The sequence below is a fragment of the Streptomyces sp. NPDC035033 genome (assembly GCF_040636735.1).
Taxonomy (GTDB): Bacteria; Actinomycetota; Actinomycetes; order Streptomycetales; family Streptomycetaceae; genus Streptomyces.
In genome coordinates this window covers 11921-33410 of sequence record NZ_JBEZUZ010000044.1, presented here as the reverse complement: position 1 = coordinate 33410, position 21490 = coordinate 11921, and the positions used below count along the sequence as shown (strand labels likewise).

The 21490-nt window shown below is 74.1% G+C and carries 15 protein-coding genes; 4 read left to right on the top strand and 11 right to left on the bottom strand.

Annotated elements, in window-relative coordinates:
• Positions 1–231 precede the first annotated feature (231 nt).
• The 3 genes from AB0E83_RS19455 to AB0E83_RS19445 form a co-directional block, all read right to left on the bottom strand.
• Positions 232–1326 (bottom strand): ADP-ribosylglycohydrolase family protein, encoded by a 1095-nt coding sequence (locus AB0E83_RS19455; RefSeq protein ID WP_362112873.1) that lies wholly within the window; start codon positions 1324–1326, stop codon positions 232–234.
• 182 nt (positions 1327–1508) lie between these two features.
• Positions 1509–4139 carry a bifunctional FO biosynthesis protein CofGH gene (locus tag AB0E83_RS19450; protein WP_362112870.1) on the bottom strand — a complete coding sequence of 877 codons (2631 nt, stop codon included), beginning with the start codon at positions 4137–4139 and terminating at the stop codon, positions 1509–1511.
• A 215-nt stretch (positions 4140–4354) separates the two neighbouring features.
• Positions 4355–5188 carry a TIGR03619 family F420-dependent LLM class oxidoreductase gene (locus AB0E83_RS19445; protein ID WP_362112868.1) on the bottom strand — a complete coding sequence of 278 codons (834 nt, stop codon included), beginning with the start codon at positions 5186–5188 and terminating at the stop codon, positions 4355–4357.
• A gap of 146 nt (positions 5189–5334) precedes the next feature.
• On the opposite strand from AB0E83_RS19445, the gene AB0E83_RS19440 reads away from it, so the two are divergent.
• Genes AB0E83_RS19440 through AB0E83_RS19430 form a run of 3 tightly spaced genes read left to right on the top strand, consistent with a single transcriptional unit; the run spans position 5335 to position 6878 of the window.
• Positions 5335–5823 carry a nuclear transport factor 2 family protein gene (locus tag AB0E83_RS19440; protein ID WP_362112865.1) on the top strand — a complete coding sequence of 163 codons (489 nt, stop codon included), beginning with the start codon at positions 5335–5337 and terminating at the stop codon, positions 5821–5823.
• A 13-nt stretch (positions 5824–5836) separates the two neighbouring features.
• Positions 5837–6631 carry a GNAT family N-acetyltransferase gene (locus tag AB0E83_RS19435; RefSeq protein ID WP_362112862.1) on the top strand — a complete coding sequence of 265 codons (795 nt, stop codon included), beginning with the start codon at positions 5837–5839 and terminating at the stop codon, positions 6629–6631.
• A 31-nt stretch (positions 6632–6662) separates the two neighbouring features.
• Positions 6663–6878 carry a hypothetical protein gene (locus AB0E83_RS19430; RefSeq protein WP_362112859.1) on the top strand — a complete coding sequence of 72 codons (216 nt, stop codon included), beginning with the start codon at positions 6663–6665 and terminating at the stop codon, positions 6876–6878.
• 114 nt (positions 6879–6992) lie between these two features.
• Here the strand turns inward: AB0E83_RS19430 and AB0E83_RS19425 are convergent, their stop codons facing one another.
• The 8 genes from AB0E83_RS19425 to AB0E83_RS19390 all read right to left on the bottom strand — a co-directional run bounded on the left by AB0E83_RS19425 (position 6993) and on the right by AB0E83_RS19390 (position 18063).
• The gene (locus AB0E83_RS19425; RefSeq protein ID WP_362112856.1) at positions 6993–8558 is read right to left on the bottom strand and encodes an APC family permease; all 1566 of its coding nucleotides are present in this window, start codon (positions 8556–8558) and stop codon (positions 6993–6995) included.
• Positions 8559–8851: 293 nt separating this feature from the next.
• Entirely contained in the window at positions 8852–10309 is a 1458-nt protein-coding gene (locus AB0E83_RS19420) for an aldehyde dehydrogenase family protein (RefSeq protein WP_362112854.1), read from the bottom strand.
• Entirely contained in the window at positions 10306–12033 is a 1728-nt protein-coding gene (locus AB0E83_RS19415) for a D-aminoacylase (protein WP_362112851.1), read from the bottom strand. The genes AB0E83_RS19420 and AB0E83_RS19415 overlap by 4 nt, the downstream gene beginning before the upstream one ends.
• 138 nt (positions 12034–12171) lie before the next feature.
• Positions 12172–13296, bottom strand: coding sequence for an LLM class flavin-dependent oxidoreductase (locus AB0E83_RS19410; protein WP_362112848.1), 1125 nt, complete (start codon positions 13294–13296; stop codon positions 12172–12174).
• 90 nt (positions 13297–13386) lie between these two features.
• Positions 13387–14160, bottom strand: coding sequence for an SDR family NAD(P)-dependent oxidoreductase (locus tag AB0E83_RS19405; RefSeq protein ID WP_362112845.1), 774 nt, complete (start codon positions 14158–14160; stop codon positions 13387–13389).
• 11 nt (positions 14161–14171) lie between these two features.
• A complete protein-coding gene (locus AB0E83_RS19400) occupies positions 14172–15089 on the bottom strand; it encodes a TIGR03619 family F420-dependent LLM class oxidoreductase (protein WP_362112842.1) in 918 nt (305 codons plus the stop codon).
• A 214-nt stretch (positions 15090–15303) separates the two neighbouring features.
• Positions 15304–16629 (bottom strand): hypothetical protein, encoded by a 1326-nt coding sequence (locus tag AB0E83_RS19395; protein ID WP_362112839.1) that lies wholly within the window; start codon positions 16627–16629, stop codon positions 15304–15306.
• A gap of 207 nt (positions 16630–16836) precedes the next feature.
• Positions 16837–18063, bottom strand: a complete 1227-nt coding sequence (locus AB0E83_RS19390; RefSeq protein WP_362112836.1) for an amidohydrolase family protein — start codon at positions 18061–18063, stop codon at positions 16837–16839.
• A 155-nt stretch (positions 18064–18218) separates the two neighbouring features.
• On the opposite strand from AB0E83_RS19390, the gene AB0E83_RS19385 reads away from it, so the two are divergent.
• Positions 18219–21347, top strand: coding sequence for a BTAD domain-containing putative transcriptional regulator (locus AB0E83_RS19385; protein ID WP_362112833.1), 3129 nt, complete (start codon positions 18219–18221; stop codon positions 21345–21347).
• Positions 21348–21490: the final 143 nt, after the last annotated feature.

The following is a 21490-nucleotide window of genomic DNA, read 5'->3' as shown; positions in this document are numbered from 1 at the left end:
GCACAGGGACGGCGCCCCCTGCCGGGCCAAGGCTTTCCGGGCCTGGGCCCGCACCCCTTGTACGGCGCCGTACGGGTGCGGGTTCAGGCCCTGGTGCGGAGGCACCCGCAGAGGGTGCCGTTCCGTTGTGCCCACCCGTTCCGCCCCTTGCGGAACGCCTGCCCACAACGAAACGGCGCGGCGGCACCGCAACCAGCCCCGCCGGGCGCGGGCCACAACGGAGCGGTGGGGTCAGGGGGTGGGGTAGCGGGTGTGCCAGGTGGGGGTGTGGAGGGCGGCGGACTGGGTGAGCTCCATGGCGAAGTCGTCGGCCAGCTCCAGGAGCGTCGCGCGCCCCTCCACCGCCGCCAGCCACGCCGGCGGAAGGGCCGTCTCGCCGTGCTGGGCGCCGAGGAGCGCGCCGGTCACGGCGGCGGTGACCGCCGAGGGGCCGTCGTGGTTGACGGCGAGGCGGAGCCCGTGGCGGACGTCCTCGCCGACGAGGGCGCAGTAGACGGCGGCCGCCAGCTGGCTCTCCGCGCGGTCCTCGGCCGCCCCGAGCGCCGTCACCCGGGCCGCGTCGGGGACGCCCTCGCGGACGGCTCCGAGGGCGCGGGTCAGCGCCTCCGCGACCGGCTCGTGGCCGGGGCGGGCGGCCAGCAGGCCCAGGGCCGTACCGGCCGCCGCCTCGACGGAGGCGCCGCGGGCGACGCCGTGGACGGTGACGGCGAGCGCGCCGGCGGCGAGGGTGGCTGCGGGGGCGCCGTGCGTCTGGGCGGCGCACTCGACGGCCAGCTGGCAGACGAGCTGCGGCTCCCAGCCGACGAGCAGGCCGAGGGCGGCGGAGCGGACGAGCGCGCCCGCGTCGCCGGCGTCGGGGTTCTTGGGCCGTTCCAGGGTGCCGAGTCGCTCGTCGCCGAGGCCGGTGAGGCAGGCGCGGGCCGGCCGGCGGCGGGCGTACAGCCACTCCTGGCGGCCGAGCCAGCCGTTGTCGCGGCGCCGCTCGTCGGGGCCCCAGTCGCGCTGGGTGGCCGCCCAGCGCAGATAGGCGCGGTGGACGTCGGTGGGCGGGTGCCAGACGCCCGCGTCGCGGCGGACGTGGGCGCGGATGAGGCCGTCGACGGTGAAAAGGCTCATCTGGGTGGCGGCGGTGACGGGCAGGGTGCCGTCCGGGGGCTCCGTCAGGCCCGCCTCGCCGTGCGCCGCGCGGAGCTCCTCCAGGGTCCGCTCGTGCGCGCCCGCGCCGAAGGCGTCGCCGACGGCGGCGCCGAGCAGACAGCCGCGGACGCGGGAACGGAAGTCCTGCTGTTCGGTGCGGCCCCACACGGCCGCGGCAGTGGTGGTCACGACGTGCCCTCCCCCGTCCGAGGTCCCGTTCTCTCACCGGTCTCCGCAGCACTGTAATCGACCGGGTGCGTTCGATCGGGGGCCGTTGCCTTATGTGATCGGACGCCCTTCAGGCCGCTTTTGACCGCAGTTCGCCCAAGCCCGGCGGCGGGCCGGAGCGGCCCGCCGCACGCCTCCTCCGCTCAGCCCTCGATCACCGGCAGCAGCTCCGGCAGGTGCCCGTCCGACGCCCGGGCCGCCGCCCGGCGCTCCTCCGGGACCTCGCCGTAGAGGGTGGTGCGGGGGCGGGAGGGGCGGCCGGCCGCCTCCGCGATGGCCTCCAGGTCGCGGATGGAGCGGTACGAGCCGTAACTCGACCCGGCCATCCGGGAGATGGTCTCCTCCATCAGCGTCCCGCCGAGGTCGTTCGCGCCCGAGCGCAGCATCTCCGCCGCGCCCTCCGTGCCCAGCTTCACCCAACTGGTCTGGATGTTCGGGATGTGGGGGTGGAGGAGGAGGCGCGCCATCGCGGTCACCGCGCGGTTGTCGCGGACCGTCGGTCCGGGGCGGGCGATGCCGGCGAGGTAGACGGGCGCGTTGGTGTGGATGAAGGGAAGGGTCACGAACTCCGTGAAACCGCCGGTCCGCTGCTGGATCCCGGCGAGGGTGCGGAGGTGGCCGAGCCAGTGCCGGGGCTGGTCGACGTGTCCGTACATCATGGTCGAGGACGAGCGGATGCCCAGCTCGTGCGCGGTGGTGATCACCTCGATCCAGGTGGCGGTGGGCAGCTTGCCCTTCGTCAGCACCCAGCGGACCTCGTCGTCGAGGATCTCGGCGGCCGTGCCGGGGATCGAGTCGAGCCCGGCCTCCTTCGCCGCCGTCAGCCACTCGCGGATCGACAGGCCGGTGCGGGTGGCGCCGTTGACCACCTCCATCGGCGAGAAGGCGTGGACGTGCAGGCCGGGGACGCGTTCCTTCACGGCTCGGGCGATGTCGAAGTAGGCGGTGCCGGGCAGGTCGGGGTGGATGCCGCCCTGCATGCACACCTCGACCGCGCCGACGTCCCACGCCTGCTGGGCGCGGTCGGCGACCTGGTCGAGGGAGAGGGTGTACGCGTCGGCGTCGGTGCGCCGCTGGGCGAAGGCGCAGAAGCGGCAGCCGGTGTAGCAGACGTTGGTGAAGTTGATGTTCCGGGTGACGATGTACGTCACCTCGTCGCCGACCACCGACTTCCGCACGTCGTCGGCGACCGCGCACAGGGCGTCGAGCGCCGGGCCCTCGGCGTGCAGGAGCGCCAGGGCCTGCGGGTCGGTGAGCCTCGTCGGGTCGTCGGCGGCGACGGCCAGCGCCTCCCGCACGTCGGCGTCGATCCGCTCGGGCGCCATGCCGGGGGCGGCGGCCTCCCGCAGCGCCTCCCAGTCGCCGTACACCTCGTCGAAGTCGGCCCGCCGGTCGCCCGTGCGGCCCTCGGTGTCGATGGCGGTGTGCAGGTCGGTGCGGCCGGCGGCGGTGAACGCCTCGTCGGGCTCCTGCCAGGGCAGGCCGCGCACCACGGCGTCCGGGTTCGCCAGGCCCGTCTCCGGGTCGGCGAGCGCCCGCACGTGCGGGACGATCCGCGGGTCCAGCCAGGGCTCGCCGCGCTGGACGAACTCCGGGTAGACGCAGAGCCGTTCGCGCAGCTCGAAGCCGGCGGCTGCGGAGCGCTGGGCGAGTTCGTCGATGCGGGGCCAGGGCCGTTCCGGGTTCACGTGGTCGATGGTGAGCGGGGAGACCCCGCCCCAGTCGTCGATGCCGGCGGCGATCAGCCGCTCGTACTCGGCGTCCACCAGGTTCGGCGGGGCCTGGAGGCAGGCGGACGGTCCCATGATGAGCCGGGCGACGGCCACGGCCGCGACCAGGTCGTCCAGTTCGGCGTCGGGCATCGAGCGCATCGCCGTGTCCGGCTTGGCCCGGAAGTTCTGGATGATCAGTTCCTGGATGCCGTGGTACGCCCGCGCCACGCGGCGCAGCGCGAACAGCGACTCGGCCCGCTCCTCGTACGTCTCCCCGATGCCGAGGAGCAGCCCGGAGGTGAACGGCACCGACGACCGCCCCGCGTCCTCCAGCACCCGCAGCCGCACGGCCGGTTCCTTGTCCGGCGAGCCGTGGTGCGGGCCGCCGGGCTCGGACCACAGGCGGGTCGCGGTCGTCTCCAGCATCATGCCCATCGACGGCGCGACCGGCTTGAGCCGCTGGAAGTCCGTCCAGGACAGCACGCCCGGGTTCAGGTGCGGCAGGAGCCCGGTCTCCTCCAGGATCCGCACCGACATCGCCCGCACGTAGGCGAGGGTGTCGTCGTACCCGTGCGCGTCCAGCCACTCCCGCGCCTCGGGCCACCGCTCCTCCGGCTTGTCGCCGAGCGTGATCAGCGCTTCCTTGCAGCCGAGTTCGGCGCCCCGCCGGGCGATGTCGAGGACCTCGTCCGGCGACAGGAACATGCCGTGGCCGTCGCGCCGGAGCTTGCCCGGCACGGTGACGAAGGTGCAGTAGTGGCACTTGTCCCGGCAGAGCCGGGTCAGCGGTATGAACACGCTCTTCGAGTACGTGATCACCCCCGGCCGTCCGGCGGCTTCGAGCCCGGCGTCCCGCACCCGGCCCGCGACGGCCACCAGTTCCGTCAGGTCCTCGCCCCGCGCCCGCAGCAGCACGGCGGCCTCGCCGACGTCGAGCGCGACCCCGTCCCGCGCCCGCCTCAGCGCCCGTCGCATCGCGTTCCTCGTCGGGGGCGCGGCCTGCGGGCCGCTCTCCCGCCCGGTCCGCTGGTCAGCCTGGTGGTCAGCCTGGTGGTCCGTCATGCACCGAGCATACGAGCGGCTCCCGGCGGCGGGCCCCGCACGTGTCAGGTCGGCCGTCGCCCGGTGTGCTCCGGGTGCCGGGGGGAGGCGGCCGCGGAGGACACCGTCCGGCGCTCCCCGTCGACGGGGCGGCGGACCCGCCCGCCGGGGGCGCCCCCGCGCTCCCGCCGGGTCCGATCGGGGCCGCCCCGCGGCGAAGGCGTGCCGCGCGGCCGTCAGGGCAGGTGACGCGCGTACGCGTCCAGGGTGCGCAGGACCTCGGTCTCGTCGGACGGGGGGAGCTGGAGGACGGTCTCCTGGCAGCCGAGGTCGGCGTAGTGGGCGAGTTTGCCGGGGGTGGGGAGGACGGCGTACGGGACGACCCGGAGGGCCTCCGGGTCGCGGCCCGCCTCCTCCCAGGCGCGCCGCAGCACGGGCAGGTTCTCGGTGAGGCCGCGGCCGCCGATCGGCAGCCAGCCGTCGGCGTGCGCGGCGACGGCCGCGAAGAGCTTCGGGCCCGCCGCGCCGCCGAGCAGGATCCGGGGCGCCCCGCCGGCCGGCTTGGGCCACGCCTCGGAGGCGCGGACGGAGAAGCCGTGGGCGCCCTCGTACGCGGTGGGTTCCGGCGCCCACAGGGCCCTCATCAGGGCGAGCCGGTCGTGCACGAGGTCCCGGCGGGCGGCCCAGGCGACGTTGTGGTCGGCGGCCTCCTCGCGGTTCCAGCCGTAGCCGAGGCCGAGGGTGAAGCGGCCGCCGGAGAGGTGGTCGAGGGTGGCGATCCGCTTGGCGAGCGCGATCGGGTCGTGCTGGGCGAGGAGCGTGATGCCGGTGCCGAGCGCGAGGCGTTCGGTGACGGCCGCGGCCTGGGCGAGGGCCACGTAGGGGTCCAGGGTCCGCCCGTACTCCCGGGCGGCCTCGCCGCCCGCCGGGTGCTCGGTCTCCCGGGAGACGGGGAGGTGGGTGTGCTCGGGCAGGTACAGGCCGGCGAAGCCGCGCGCCTCCAGCTCGCGGGCGAGCCGCACGGGGGAGATGGTCTCGTCGGTCAGGAAGATCGTGGTCGAGATCCGCATGACGGCACGGTAGGGGCTGCGGCGCCGGATTCCGAGGGGTGCGGCACGGCCGGCGGCCGCGCGTCGGCGGGGCCGGTCCGCGGGGCCGGAGCCGTCTCTCCGCACCCCTCCGACCTCGACCTCGGTCGAGGTCGGAGGCTTCCTCCATGACCACGACCACGGGCACCACCACGGACACCGCCACGGACGCGACCATGGACACCGCCGCCGCCCGCATCGCCGCCGCCACCGCCGCCGTCGTCCGGCTCTTCGACGGCTGCCTCCGCTCCCTCGACGACCGCGGCGCCTTCGACGGGACCTGGGCGGCCGCCTTCTTCACCGAGGACGCGACCGCCTCCACCCCCGCCGGGGACGTGCGCGGCCGGGAGGCCGTCGCCGCGAACGTGCGCGGGGCGATGGGGCTCTTCGACCGGACCGTCCACGTCGGCTCGGACTACCTGGTCGACGTGGACGGCGACCGCGCCACCCTGCGCGGCGACCAGCTCTCCGTCCACGTCCTCGCGGGCGACGGCGGCCTGTTCGTCTCCGGCGGGCGGGCGGAGAACGAGTTCGTCCGCACCGCCGGGGGCCGGCGGCTCTCCCGGGCCGACCCGCGCGTCGCCTGGACGCGGGGAAATCCGCCGGTGCTCCCGTAGCCGGACTGCTTGGATGGCCCGCGTGCTGAATCGAATCGAGGCGTACTACGACGCCGTGCCCCGCTCCTCCGCCCGCGCCGAGGACTTCGGTCCGCTGACCTTCTTCGTGCGGGAGGGCGCCGACGGGTGGCCCTTCTACGCGCGGCCCGCGCTCGGGCACCCCGGGCCGGTGTCGGTGGAGGACGTGGAGAAGGTGCGGGCGCGGCAGCGGGAGCTGGGGCTGCCGGAGGCGTTCGAGTGGGTGGCGGAGACGGCGCCGGGGCTGCGGGCCGCCGTGGAGGCGAGCGGGCTCGTGGTGCACGAGCACCCGCTGATGGTGCTGGACGGCGAGCCGCTCGCCGTACCGGAGCCGGCGGGGGCCGTCGTACGGACGGTCGGCGCGGACGACCCGGAGCTGCCGGCGGCCGTCGCCGCCCCGTACGCGGCCTTCGGCGCCGCGCCCGGCCCCGGTGAGGCGCCCCGGATCGCCGCCCGGATCGCCGCCGGCCTGACCGTCCTCGCCGCCGCCTTCGACGCGGCGGACGGGGAGGCGCTGGCGGGCGGCCAGGTCCAGCCCGTCGGCGGCGTCGCGGAGGTCGTCGGGGTCGGCACCCGCCCGGAGGCCCGCCGCCGGGGCCTGGGCCTCGCGGTGACGGCCGCGCTGGTCGCGGAGGCCCGCGCGGCCGGGACGGAGGTGGTCTTCCTGACGGCCTCGGACGCGGACGTGGAGCGCCTCTACGCCCGCCTCGGCTTCCGCACGGTCGCCACCGCCCTCATCGCGGAGGCGCCGGAGGCTCCGGAGGCTCCGGAGGCTCCGGCTGCTTCGTAACCGACCGCGCGCGGGGCGCGTTGGAGCGGGCATGAAGAGGATCCTCACCGCAGCCGCCCTGACCGCCTTCGCCGCCGCCGGCGGCCTCGCCTCCGCCGGCACCGCCGCCGCCGACACGGGCGGCCTGAACCTGCCGTCGGTCGTCCCCCTGAGCGGCGTCCTGACGCCGAAGGCGAAGCCCGCTCAGGCCGCCGACATGCCGGCCGCCAACGCGGCGGTGGAGAAGCTGCTGCCCGGACGGCACTGACGCCGCTGCCCGGGCGGCACCGGCCCGGAGAACGGACGAAGACGGCGGTACCCCCCACGGGACCGCCGTCTTCGCGTTTCTGGATGACTCAGGTGTGTGTCCGGATCGGACGGGTCAGTCGGCGACCACCAGGGAGGGGGTCTCCTTCGTGAGGACCTCGCCGCGGAAGAAGGCGGGGCTGCGGCGCTGCATGACCAGCATGATGACCCCGCCGAGGACGAGGAGGCCGACGGCGATGACGAAGACGGAGCCGACGCCGAAGACGGCGGAGCCGGAGCCGTAGGCCGGGTCCCACATGTCGTAGAGCGTCTTGCCGAAGACCGCCGTGAGCATCAGGCCGCCGAGGGCGGGCATGAGGGCCTTGAAGGCGAAGTCGCGGAAGGAGCGGAAGAGCTCGGCGCGGAAGTACCAGACGCAGGCGAAGGCCGTGATGCCGTAGTAGAAGCAGATCATGAGGCCGAGCGCGTAGATGGTGTCGACCAGGACGTGCTCGCTGACCAGGGTCATCACGGTGTAGAAGGCGCCGGTGGCGACGCCCGCGACGACGGTGGCCTTGCCGGGGGTCTTGAAGACCGGGTGGACCTTGGTGAAGGACTTCGGCAGGGCCTCGTACGTCGACATGGCGAGGACGGTGCGGGCGACCGGGATGAAGGTGGTCTGGAGGCTCGCGGCGGCGGAGGCCAGGACGGCGACGAAGAGGAGGACGCCGAGGACCGGGCCCATGACCGGGCCGGCGAGGGCGGCGAAGACGTTGTCGGAGGTCTCCGGGTTGGCGAGGCCGAGGCCCTGGTCGCCGGAGCCGACGGCCATCTGCGCGGCGATGCCGGTGGCGAGGTAGGAGCCGACCAGGACGACCATCGCGATGAGCGCGGCGCGGCCGGGGGTCTTCTCGCTGCCGGTGGTCTCCTCGTTGGTCGCCATGCAGGCGTCCCAGCCCCAGTACATGAAGATCGAGAGGGAGATGCCGGCGGTGAAGGCGGCGAAGGACTCGACCGCGAAGGGGTTCATCCAGGACCAGGAGAAGTCGACCGAGGTCTCGAAGGAGCCGGCCTTGGAGAGGGCCAGGGCGACGAAGACGGCGAGGACGACGAGCTGGAGGCCGACGAGGGCGTACTGGACGCCCTTGGTGGCCGTCATGCCGCGGTAGCTGATCGCGGTGGCGATCGCGATGAGGGCGAGGCAGGTGACGATGTGGACGGCCTTGTTGCCGTCCAGGGCGGCGATCGACTCGCTGCCGGTGATCTCGCCCGCGAGGAGCCAGAAGTACGAGGTGGCGACGCCGGCCAGGTTGGAGAGGACGATGATCGTGGCGATCACCAGGCCCCAGCCGCACATCCAGCCGATCTTGGGGCCGAAGGCCTTCACGGTCCAGGTGAAGGAGGTGCCGCAGTCCGGCATGGCCTTGTTGAGCTCCCGGTACGCGAAGGCGACGAGGAGCATCGGGAGGAAGCCCGCGAGGAAGACGGCGGGCATCTGGAGGCCGACCTCGCCGGCGGTGGAGCCGAGGGTCGAGGTCAGGCAGTACACCGGGGCGACGGTGGAGATGCCGATGACGGCGTTGCCGAGGAGGCCGACGGAGTTGCCGCCGAGGCCCTTCTTGCGCATGTCCTGCGTGTCGCCCGGGGCGGTGACGCCCCTTACCGTGTCTCCGGCCTGGGGCCGTGCTTCCACCTGAGTCATGAACAGGACGTTAAGTGCTGCGGTTTCCTTATCCGGAGGATCGGGCTCCGCTCATACGATCGATCATCGCCTTGCATTGAGAGGCCAGACCGGGACACTCGCCAATGATTGAAAGATCGACGACCCGGCACGACCGACCAACTGGCAGGTCGGCCGCCGGGCGTCCGATATGCGGGAACCGCAGCTAAGCCCGAAATGTCCGTTTCTAAATTTTCCCCGGGAATTTTCCCGGCCGTCCCCGAGGGGGCCGGAACCCTTGGGAGGACTGGGTTCCGGCCTTTTGTACCAGCCGGTCAGCCGGGCCAGACCACCGCCTGCGTCTCGCTGTAGGCATGGAGGGCGTAGGAACCCACGTCCCGTCCCACCCCGCTCTTCTTGAAGCCGCCGAAGGGCGCCTCCATGTTCCGGCCGACGGTGTTGATCCCGACCCCGCCGGCCCGCAGCCGGGCCGCGATCCGGAAGGCGCGGGCCACGTCCCCGGACCACACGTAGTCGATCAGGCCGTAGTCGCTGTCGTTGGCCAGCGCGATCCCCTCCTCCTCGTCGTCGAAGGGGACGACCACGACGACCGGGCCGAAGATCTCCTCCCGCACCACCCGCATCCCGTTCGTGCAGTCGGCGAGCAGCGTGGGCGCCACGTAGAAGCCCTTCGCGAGGTCCGGGCGCTCGCCGCCCGCGACGACCCGCGCCCCCTCCTTCCGGCCGAGCTCGACGTACGCCTCCACCCGGTCGCGGTGGGCCGCCGAGATCACCGGGCCGACGACCGTGTCCCGCGCGGCCGGGTCGCCCACCTTCAGCCGGCCGGCGTACGCGGCCAGCTTCTCCACCAGCCGCCCGTACACGCCCCGCTGGGCGAGGACCCGCGTCGGGGCGGTGCAGATCTGCCCGCTGTAGAAGGAGAAGGTCGTCCCGATGCCCAGGACGGCGGAGTCCAGGTCGGCGTCGTCGAGGACGAGCGCCGCCCCCTTCCCGCCGAGCTCCATCAGCTGCCGCTTCATCGACCGGCCGCAGACCTCGCCGATGGCCTGGCCGACGGCGGTGGAGCCGGTGAAGGAGACCATGTCGACGTCCGGGGAGTCGACGGCCGCCTCGCCGACGGCGGGCGCGGAGCCGGTGACCAGGTTGACCACCCCGGCGGGGACGCCCGCCTCCTCCAGGGCGCGGACCATCGCGAAGACCGACAGCGGGTCCTGCGGGGCGGGCTTCACCACGACCGTGTTGCCCATGGCGAGCGCCGGGGCGATCTTGCCGGCCGGGTTGGCCCAGGGGTTGTTGTACGAGGTGACGCAGGTGACGACGCCGACCGGGCGGCGCACCGCGACCGCCCCGAAGACCCCGGCCCGCCCCATCGGCCCGGCCTCGTTGATCTGCGGCGGCAGGGCCTCCTCGACCGGCTCCAGGGCGCCGCGGGCGTACCGCCGGAAGCGGGAGGCGCCGACGGCGACCTGCAGGGAGCGGGCGGTGGCGGTGGTGGCGCCGGTCTCGGCGCGGGCGAGGGCGGTGTGCGCCTCGGCGCCCCTGGCCATGATCGTCGCGGCCCGGTCGAGGATCGCGGCCCGCTCCTCGGGCTTCGTGCGGGACCAGGCGCCGAAGGCGTCGCGGGCGGCGGCGGCCGCCTCGTGCGCCTGGGCCCGGGACGCCTCGGGGGCGAACCCCACGACCTCCTCGGTGGCCGGGTCGATCACCTCGTAGTGGCCGCCGTCGGGCTCGGTCCACTCCCCGCCGATGTACAGCCGCTCGCTGATCGTCACCGGGTGCTCACCGTCCTCGTGTCGCGGCCCGAGCGCAGGACGCGCCCGGGGACCGCCCCGGTCACCCCGTCGTCCCGGACCGTCTCCACGCCGTTGACGCGGACGGAGACGATCCCGACCGCCCGGGAGTCCAGGCGCGGGCTGTCGCCGGGCAGGTCGTGGACGAGGGTCGCCGGTCCCGCGTCGATCCGCTCCGGGTCGAAGAGGACCAGGTCGGCGTGGTACCCCTCGGCGATCCGGCCGCGCTCGCGCAGGCCGAAGAGCCGGGCCGGGTCGTCGCTGAGCATCCGCACCGCCCGTTCCAGCGGCACCAGCTTCCGGCCGCGCAGGCAGTCGCCGAGGAAGCGGGTGGTGTACGGGGCCCCGCACATGCGGTCCAGGTGGGCGCCGGCGTCGGAGCCGCCGAGCAGGACGTCCTCGTGCTGCCAGGTCTCGGCGCGCAGCGCCCAGGAGGCCGGGTCGTTGTCGGTGGGCATCGGCCACAGGACGGTCCGCAGGTCGTCGTTGGCGCAGATCTCGACGAGGCACTGGAAGGGGTCCTGGCCGCGTTCGGCGGCGATGTCCCGCACGACCCGGCCGGTGAGGCCCTCGTTCTCGCGGCTGTAGGTGTCGCCGATGACGTACCGGCCGAAGTCCGCGAGGCGGCGGAAGACGCCGGCCTCCTTGGAGTCGGCGCGGCGCAGCATCCCGGCCCGTACGTCCGGGTCGCGGAGCTTCGCGATCCGCTCGGGGACGGGGAGGCCCAGGACCTCGCCCCAGCCGGGGATGAGGTTGAGGGCGCAGAAGGTGCCGAGCGACATGTTCATGGGGGTGAGGATCGGCATGGTGAGGGCGACGATCCGGCCGCCGGACTTCCGGGCCCGCTCGGAGGCGGTGAGCTGGCGGGGGACGCGCTCGGGGACGGCGGCGTCGATGGTGAGGACGTTCCAGTTCAGCGGCCGTCCGGCCGCCGCCGACATCTCGACGAAGAGGTCGATCTCGGCGTCGGAGAACTGGTCGAGGCAGCCGGCGAGGATCGCCTCGATCTGGGTGCCCTCGTGCTCGCCGACGGCCCTGCACAGGGCGATCAGTTCCCCGGGGGTCGCGTGCCGGGAGGCGACGGGGGCGCCGTCGCCGTCGGAGTGGGTGGCGGACTGCGTGGTGGACAGCCCCCAGGCGCCGGCCTCCATGGCCTCCTTGAGGAGGGCGGTCATCCGCTCCAGCTGCTCGGGGGTGGGCTGCCCGCCGACGGCGTCGGCGCCCATCACGTACCGGCGCAGGGCGCAGTGGCCGACCATGAAGCCGGCGTTGACGGCGATCCGCCCCTCCAGGGCGTCCAGGTACTCGCCGAAGGAGGACCAGCTCCAGTCGACGCCCTCCTCCAGGGCCTTGAGGGCCATGCCCTCGACCTTGGACATCATGCGGCGGGTGTAGTCGGCGTCCTCGGGCCGGTCCGGGTGGAGCGGGGCGAGGGTGAAGCCGCAGTTGCCGCCGGCGACGGTGGTGACGCCGTGGTTCATGGAGGGGGTGGCGTACGGGTCCCAGAAGAGCTGGGCGTCGTAGTGGGTGTGCGGGTCGACGAAGCCGGGGGCGAGGACGAGGCCGGTGGCGTCCTCGGTGGTGCGGGCGTCCGCGCCGGGGGGCGGGAACACGATGCGGCCGTCGCGGATGCCGACGTCGGCGACGCGGGCGGGGGCGCCGGTGCCGTCCACGACGGTGGCGCCCTTGATGAGGTGGTCGAGCATGACGTCCCTTTCTGTCCAGGGCCACGCGTGTGCCCCGGCCGGAGCCGCCGCGGAACGGCCGCCGGCCGGGGCGGATGACGAGACACCGGCCCGGGAAGCCGGCGCCTCGCGCTTCTGTGCCCGTTGCGGGCAGCGGCGCTACGCGCCCGCGGCCTGGCGGAAGCGGGTGGTGCGGTGGACGGGGTCCGTGTCGATCTCGGGGATCACGTGCTCGCCGATCAGCTTGATCGTGTTCATCGTGTCCTCGTAGGAGATCCCGATCGGGAGGCCGAAGGAGAGCTGGTCGGCGCCGGCCCGCTCCCAGCGGCGGCACTGGGCGAGGACCTCGGACGGGTCGCCGCAGATCATCAGCTCCTCGGCGATGAGGAGTTCGATGATCTCGGCCGAGTACTCGGGGAGCAGCTCGGGCCACTCGGGGACGCCCTCGGGGCGGGGGAAGGTGTCGTGGTAGCGGAAGAGCAGCGACTGGAGGTAGTTGAGGCCGCCGCCGACGGCGATCTCGACGGCCTTCTCGTGGGTCTCCGCGCAGATCGCGGTGGAGGTGACCATGACGTTGTCGTTGACGAAGTCGCCGACCGCCCTGGCCTCCTTGATCGCGTTCTTGTAGGACTCGACGACCCACTCCATGTCGGAGACCTTCTGGACGCTGAAGCCGAGGACGCCGAGGCCCATCCTCCCGGCCATGGCGTAGGAGGACGGGGAGCCGGCGGCGTACCACATGGCGGGGTGGGAGGCGCCGTACGGCTTGGGGAGGACCTTGCGGGGCGGGAGGGACCAGTGCTTTCCCTGGAAGCCCTGGTACTCGTCCTGGAGCCACATCTTGGGGAACTCGGCGATGGTCTCCTCCCAGAGTTCCTTGGTGTGGTTCATGTCGGTGATGCCCGGGAAGAAGCCGAGGATCTCGTGGGAGCCGGCGCCGCGGCCGGAGCCGAACTCGAAGCGGCCGGCGGAGAGGTGGTCGAGCATGGCGACCTTCTCCGCGACCTTCACCGGGTGGTTGACCGGGGCGAGCGGGTTGAAGATGCCGGAGCCGAGGTGGATGCGCTCGGTGGCGTGGGCGAGGTAGCCCAGGTAGACGTCGTTGGCCGAGAGGTGCGAGTACTCCTCCAGGAAGTGGTGCTCGGAGGCCCAGGCGTACTTGAAGTTCGACTTGTCGGCCTGGATGACGTACTCGGTCTCCTCCATGAGGGCCTTGTGCTCGGCTTCGGGATCGGTCTCGGCGCGCTTGCCGACGTATCCCTGTACGAAGATCCCGAATTCCACGGAAGTCACCGTCCTCGTGAGTTTCTGACGTGTCGTCAGATTGTTGGACGCACCGCGCCCTGTCAATAGCTGATGGATCGTCAGAAAGGGCTAGAAGAGCGAGACGCCGGCCAGCCAGCCGCCGTCGACGACGAACGGCTGGCCCGTCACGTACGAGGAGTCGTCCGAGGTCAGGAAGAGGGCGAGGGCCGCCACCTCCTCCGGGCGGCCGATCCGGCCGAGCGGCACGAGCCTGCGGTACAGCTCCCCGGTGGCGGCCGGGTCCACCCCCTCCGGGTTGCTCATGGGGGTGTCGATCGCGCCCGGACAGACCGCGTTCACCCGGATCCCCTTCGGGGCCAGTTCGAGCGCCGCCACCCGGGTCAGCCCCAGCACCGCGTGCTTGGAGGCCGCGTAGGCGCCGACCCCGGCCATGCCGGTCACCCCCGTGTACGAGGCGGTGTTGACGATCGTGCCGCCGCCGGCCGCCGCGATCTCCGGGGCCACCGCCTTGATCCCGAGGAAGCAGCCGGTCTGGTTGACGGACACGATCGCCCGGAACTCCTCCAGGGGCGTGGCGAGCAGTGCGTTGAAGCGGAGGACGCCGGCGTTGTTCACGAGGCCGTCGATCCGCCCGAACCGCGCCTTGGCCGCCGCCACGGCCGCCGCCCACTCCTCCTCGCGGGTCACGTCCAGGTGGACGAAGACGGCCCGCTCCTCGCCCAGTTCCTCGGTCAGCTCCTCGGCCAGGGCCTCCCCCGGGCCGTCCAGCACGTCCGCGAGGACCACCCTCGCCCCCTCGGCGGCGAAGAGCCGCGCCTCCTGCTCGCCCTGTCCGCGCGCCGCCCCCGTGACGATCACGACCCGGCCGTCCAGCTTGCCCATGTGCCCACTCCCTACAGATGGGGGGCGACCTCCTCGGCGAAGGCCGCCATCTGCTCGATGAGTTCGGTACGGCTCCGGCTGCGGAACCGCACCTGGATCTGGCCGACGCCCATCGCCCCGTACTCCCGGAGCGAGGCCGCCAGCTCCCCGGGCGGGCCGCTGAGCGTGCGCCGCCCGACCTCCCAGCCGGGGGTGCCGACGTACAGCGGCTCGGCGATCGCGCCGAAGACGAAGGGCCCCGCGAGCCCGGCCTCCTCGCGCAGCCGCCGGATCCGCGCGATCCGCCCCGCCAGGACGTCCCGCGGGTCGCCCTGCGGCAGCCAGCCGTCGCCCTTGAGCGCGGCCCGCCGCACCGCCGCCGGCGAGGAGCCGCCCACCCAGACCGGCACCCGCTCCTGCGCGGGCCGGGGCCGCTGCCCCAGGTCCTTGAAGGCGAACCGCTCCCCCGCGTGCTCGGGGAACTCCTCCGGGCCGAGCGCCGCCCGCAGCGCGTCGAGGGTCTCGTCGAGCACCCCGCCGCGCCCCTCGAAGTCCGCCCCGACCGCCTCGAACTCCTCCGGCACGTGCCCGGCGCCCACCCCGAGGACCAGCCGGCCGCCGGAGAGGTGGTCGACGGTCGCGTACGCCTTGGCGGTGACCAGCGGGTGCCGCAGCCCCACGACGGCGACGTGCGAGAGCAGCCGGACCCGCTCGGTGGCGGCGGCGAGGAAGGCGAGCGTGGCGACCGGGTCGTACCAGACGGTGCTCATGGCGGCGGCGAGCCGGCGCGGGATCGCCACGTGGTCGCAGCAGGCGAGGTAGTCGAAGCCGTGGGCGTCGGCGGCCCGGGCGACGGCCAGCAGGTCGGCGGGCCCGGCGGCGGACTCCCAGGGCTCGGCGTAGATCACGGACTGGGACTGGACGGGCAGCTGCATCCCGTAGACCACCATGGGGACCCCCTGGACCCTGTTTCTGACGAGCCGTCACATGCACGGGCGGGGCCCATGCTCGTACCTGACGGCCCATCAGGCAAGGGGTGGGGGAGCGCCGTTCGCCGCGCACGCGCCCGCCCGGGCAGCGGGGGCTGCCCGGGCGGGGAACCGCTCTCGTGCCGTGCCGGTCACCGCCGGGGCGACCGGCGGGGCGACCGGCGGGCGCCGGCCGTCAGGCGCCGTCCGTCGCGGTCGCCGCCTTCGCGTGGCGCACCAGGGCCGAGCCGGCGAGGAAGACGACGGCCATGGCGCTCAGCAGCGCCAGTGCCCTGGCCCAGGCGAAGGTGGTGCCGAGGCTGGGCGCCAGCAGGTCGACGGCGCGGGCGCTCGCGACTCCGTGGAGCACGATGACGACCACCGCGAGCCCCGCGGAGGCGGCCCAGGCGATCAGGGTGTCCCGGGAGGCGAGCCAGACGGCGCACACCAGGGAGAGCACGCTGACGACCACGGACAGCGTCTGCGCGTCGCCGCCCGACCGCAGGCCGGCGAGGTCGGTCGGCAGGTGGACGAGGCCGCAGACGAACAGCGCGACCGCCGCGGGCCAGCGCAGCGCCGACCGCAGCGCCGGCGAGGCGTCGTGGCTGCCGGGCCCGGTGGCGAGCGCGCCGTTCAGGGCGGACTCACGGCGCTCGGCGGCGCGTCCGGTGGCGCGGTCGGCCGTGCGGTCGGCGCGTTTCGGGTCGGTCGCGGCCGGCGCGGCGGCGACGCCCGGGGCGGGCCGCCACGCGTCGCTGTCGGTCCCGAGGATGCCGACGAGCTGGACCACGTCCTCGATCGGCCGGCCCACCGCCGCGGCGCGCAGCGTGGTCTCGGCCTGGTGGAGGTCGTACCCCGAGGCGTTGAGCAGCACGAGCAGCTGGCGCACCTCGCCCACGGGGCGGCTGACGGCGGCGGCGCGCAGCGCCACGTCCGCGGGGCTGGAGAGTTCGCCGGTCTCCTGGAGCCGGGCCACCAGCGCGGCGACCTCCTCCACCGGACGCTCGGTCGCCGCCGTCCGCAGAAGCGTGTGGATCGCCTCGTCCCCGGAACCGTCCTGGTCCGGGAGGGCCGGCGGCCCGGAAGCGGCCGACGGCCCGGAGGAGGGTACGGAGGAGTCCCGCGCCTCCCGGGCGGTCTCCGACTCCCGGGCGGTCTCCGGCTCCTGGGCGGTCACTGGCTCGCGGGCGGTCACCGACTCGCGGGCGGTCGTCGCCTCCCGGACGGTCACCGGCTCCCGATCGGCCTCGACCTCCCGGGCGGTCGCCGTCCCGGTCTCGCGGGCGGTCGGGGGTTCCTTCCACTCGCCGGGGACGTGCGCGGGGGCGGCCGGAAGCACCGTCACGGCCCGGTCGGCCGGCGGGACCGGCGGCAGGGCCTGCCGGTCGGGGAAGGGGGACGCGCCGGGCGGCCGGGACGAAGCTGGGGAGACAGCGGGCCGGTGGGCCGGTCCCTGGGCGGTTCCTCGGGTCGGTTCTATGTCGTCGTCCGCGGGCGGGACGTGCGGATGGTCGGTGGTCATGTTTCACAGGCTCCGTTCGTGAACACCCCGGAGGGTGCCCACCATGGCTGTCTCGCGTGTGCATGAATCGCACACGTGACTACCATTAGTGCGCACTTCCTGACCCTCAGCTATCAGGGAGGAGCCTCGTTAGACCATTGAGGTGAGCGAGAACCGGCCGTGACGTGCGGGGCGGGGGCGCCCCGCTCCCGCCCCGGTGGGCCGCTCCTAGGGCCGCCAGAGGCCCTCCGGCGTCAGGCCCAGCAGGTCGATCGCGTTGCCGCGCACGATCCGCTCGACCACGTCCGGGGCCAGGTGGCCCATCTGCGCCTCGCCGACCTCCTTCGACCGGGGCCAGGTGGAGTCGGAGTGCGGGTAGTCCGTCTCGTAGAGGACGTTCCCGACGCCGATCGCGTCCAGGTTCCTCAGCCCGAAGGCGTCGTCGAAGAAGCAGCCGTACACGTGCCCGGCGAAGAGTTCCGACGGCGGCCGGGTGACCTTGTCGGCGACGCCGCCCCAGGCGCGGTTCTCCTCCCAGACCACGTCCGCCCGCTCCAGGATGTACGGGATCCAGCCGATCTGGCCCTCCGCGTACATGATCCGCAGGTTCGGGAAGCGCTCGAACTTGCCGCTCATCAGCCAGTCGACCATCGAGAAGCAGCAGTTGGCGAAGGTGATCGTGGAGCCGACCGCCGGCGGGGCGTCCGCCGAGGTGGACGGCATCCGGCTGGACGAGCCGATGTGCATCGCGATGACCGTGCCGGTCTCGTCGCAGGCCCGGAGGAAGGGGTCCCAGTGGTCGGTGTGGACCGAGGGCAGCCCCAGGTGCGGGGGGATCTCGGAGAAGGCGACGGCGCGGACCCCCCGGGCGGCGTTCCGCCGCACCTCGGCGGCGGCCAGCTCCGGGTCCCACAAGGGGATGAGGGTGAGCGGGATCAGCCGGCCGCGCGCCTCGGGGCCGCACCACTCCTCCACCATCCAGTCGTTGTACGCCCGCACGCAGAGCAGGCCGAGCTCGCGGTCGGCGGCCTCGGTGAAGGTCTGGCCGCAGAAGCGGGGGAAGGTCGGGAAGCAGAGCGCGGACTGGACGTGGTTGACGTCCATGTCGGCGAGCCGGTCGGGCACGGAGAAGGACCCCGGCCGCATCTGCTCGTAGGTGATGACTTCGAGGCGTATCTCGTCGCGGTCGCAGCCGACGGCCGTGTCGAGGCGGGTGAGGGGCCTGTGCAGGTCCTCGTAGACCCACCAGTCGCCGATCGGCCCGTCGTCGCCCTTCGCACCCATGACGGGCGCGAACTTGCCGCCGAGGAAGGTCATCTCCTTCAGTGGCGCCCGGACGACCCGCGGGCCGGTGCCGTGGTACCGGGACGGGAGCCGGTCCCGCCAGACGTGCGGGGGCTCCACGGTGTGGTCGTCCACCGAGATGATCCTGGGGAAGGTCTCCTGGGTCTCCATGCCGTTCACGGTAGCGCCGATCTGACGAACCGTCAGCTATCGTGACGGCCGGTACCCGTCACAGCTCCTTCACGACGGCCGCCCCGATGCTGACGCGCTCCCTCCGGACAAGGCAGACTGTCCGGGGCGATACCACCGGCAGGGCAGGGGGAGCCATGGGGCAGGAGAACGGGCCGCGCGTCCCGGCGCAGGGCCCCGGCGGGAACGGGGCCGGGGCGGACGTCGGCGTGCCCCGGCAGCGGGCGAGGACGGACGCGGCCGGCCAGGCGGCGGTCGACCCGGCAGCGGCGGTCGGCCCGGCGACGGCAGTCGACGCTCCGGTCGCGACGGTTCCGGACAAGCCGGACAAGCCGGGTGAGCCGGGCGTCGGCACCGGCACCGGCACCGGCACCGGCACCGGCCTGCGCTTCGGCGTGCTCGGGCCCGTGCGGGCCTGGCGGGACGGGGAGCCGCTGGCCACCGGGTCGCCGCAGCAGCGCGCCCTGCTCGCCGCGCTGCTCCTGCGGGGCGGCCGGACGGCCACCGCCTCCGAGCTCATCGACGCGCTCTGGGGCGAGGAACCCCCCTCGCAGGCGCTCGCCGCGCTCCGTACGTACGCCTCCCGGCTGCGCAAGGTCCTCGGCGCCGAGGTGCTGGTCAGCGAGTCCGGCGGCTACGCGCTGCGGACCACCGCGCTCGACCTCACCCGGGCCCGGGAGCTGGCCGCCGAGGCCGAGAAGCTGCGGGCCGCGGGCGACCGGGTGGCCGCCCGGGCCCGGCTCGCCGGGGCCCTGGACCTGTGGGACGGCGAGGTCCTGGCCTCCGTCCCGGGGCCGTACGCCGAGGCCCAGCGGACCCGCCTGGAGGAGTGGCGGCTCACCCTCCTGGAGACCCGCCTCGACGTCGACCTGGAGATCGGTGCGCACGCCGAGGCCGTCTCCGAACTGACCGCGCTCACCGCCGCGCACCCGCTGCGCGAGCGCCTGCGCGAACTGCTGATGCTGGCGCTCTACCGGGGCGGCCGGCAGGCCGAGGCGCTCGCGGTGTACGCGGACACCCGCCGGCTCCTCGCCGACGAGCTCGGCGTCGACCCGACCCCCGAACTCTCCCGCCTCCAGCAGCGCATCCTCCAGGGCGACGCCGAACTGGCCCGCCCCGTCGAGGAGCAGGCCCCGGCCGCCGCACCGGTGGCCCGCCCGGCGCAACTCCCGGCGACCGTCCCCGACTTCACCGGCCGGGCCGCCTTCGTACGGGAGCTGGGCGCGCGGCTCGCCACCGCGGAGGGCTCGGTGATGGCGGTCTCGGCGCTCGCCGGCATCGGCGGCGTCGGCAAGACCACGCTCGCCGTGCACGTGGCGCACGAGGCGCGCCCGCACTTCCCCGACGGGCAGCTGTACGTCGACCTCCAGGGCGCGGGCGCCCGCGCCGCCGCCCCGGAGACGGTCCTCGGCTCCTTCCTCCGCGCCCTCGGCACACCTGATTCGGCCATTCCCGACTCGCTGGAGGACCGGGCCGCGCTCTACCGCTCGACGCTGGACGGCCGCCGCGTCCTGGTCCTCCTGGACAACGCCCGCGACGCCGCCCAGATCCGGCCCCTCCTGCCCGGCACGGCGGGCTGCGCGGCACTGGTCACGAGCCGCATCCGGATGGTGGACCTGGCGGGCGCGCACCTGGTGGACCTCGACGTGATGTCCCCGGAGGAGGCGCTCCAGCTCTTCACGAGGATCGTCGGCGAGGAGCGGGTGCGGGCGGAGCGGGAGGCGGCCCTCGACGTGGTCGCGGCCTGCGGTTTCCTCCCCCTGGCGATCCGCATCGCCGCCTCGCGCCTGGCGGCCCGCCGCACCTGGACGGTCTCGGTCCTCGCCGCCAAGCTGGCGGACGAGCGCCGCCGCCTCGACGAACTCCAGGCCGGCGACCTCGCGGTCAAGGCCACCTTCGAGCTGGGCTACGGCCAGCTGGAGCCGGCCCAGGCCCGCGCCTTCCGCCTCCTGGGCCTGGCCGACGGCCCCGACATCTCCCTCGCGGCGGCCGCGGCCGTCCTGGACCTCCCCCTCTGGGACACGGAGGACCTCCTGGAGGCCCTCGTCGACACGTCCCTGGTCGAGTCGGCGGCCCCCGGCCGCTACCGCTACCACGATCTGGTCCGGCTCTACGCGCGTGCGTGCGCCGACCGCGACGAGCACCCCCCGACGGAGAAGGAGGCCGCGCTCTCCCGCCTCCTCGACTTCTACCTCTCGACGGCGGCGCGGGTCTACGCCATCGAGCGCCCCGGCGACCGCCTGGTCGACCACCTCGAACCCACCGAGTACGAGGGCCTGGCCTTCACCGACCGCCACGAGGCCCAGGACTGGCTCTACGCCGAGTCCCACTGCCTCCTCGCCTGCGTCCGCCAGTCCGCCTCCTCCGCGACGACCCTCCGCCGCGCGGTCGACCTCCTCTGGGCCTCCCTCGACCTGGCCGAGTCCGGCGCCAACTCCAAGGAGTACGAGGCGGTCGCGACGGTCCTCCGGGACGCGGCGGCGAAGGCGGGCGACGTACGGGCGGAGGGACGGGCGGCCAACACGCTGGCGTACGTGCACCACTACCAGGGGCGCTTCGACCAGGCCGCCCACGAAGCCGAAGAGGTGGCAGGGCTCGCCGGATCCGTGGACGACCGTCTGCCCATGTGCTGGGCGCTGAACGTGATGGGCGCCGTAGCGCTCTACCAAGGGCGACACAACGACGGGGACCGCCACTTCACCTTGGCCATAGACGAGTTCCGCAGCATCGGGGACCGGGCCGGCGAAGCCTCCGCTCTGTGCAACCTGTCCCGGCTCCGTCTGGCGGCAGGACAGCGGGACGACGCCGTGCGCATGGCCCAGCAGGGAGCGGCGATGTATGACGAGATGGGGCACTCACTGAAGGGGGCGAACGGCCGTTACGCGCTCGGGCTCGCCCTCACCGCGAGCGGGCAGCTCGATGCCGCGACCGAGCGGCTCCGTGAGGCACTCACGGTCTTCGTCGAAAGCCGGCAGCGGCTGTGGGAGGGCATGACCCTCTTCCGTCTCGCCGAAGTCGACATCGCGAGGCGCCGGTACGGAGCAGCGGCGGCCGGATCCGAGATGGCCCTGACGGTGCTGCGGGGCATCGGGGGCGACTGGCGGCGCGGCAATGTCCTGACCGTCCTCGGCCGGGCCCTCGACGCCCTCGGGCAGACGGGGCGGGCCCAGGTCTGCTGGCAGGAAGCCCTCGACATCTACGAGGAGTTGGGGGCAACGGAAGCCGCCGAGGTCAGATCGCTGCTCGCTCCACAGGCGGCTGCCTGAACACCGCCCCCGCAGGGGCGTTCATCATTCGTTTATCGCCTCGGGCCAGAGTGGTTCTCAACGATCCGCCGTGTCGGGGGGCAGACGGGTCGCCGCAGAGGCTGTCACTCCTACGCATTAGGGTGAGCGGCCCATGGGAGCCC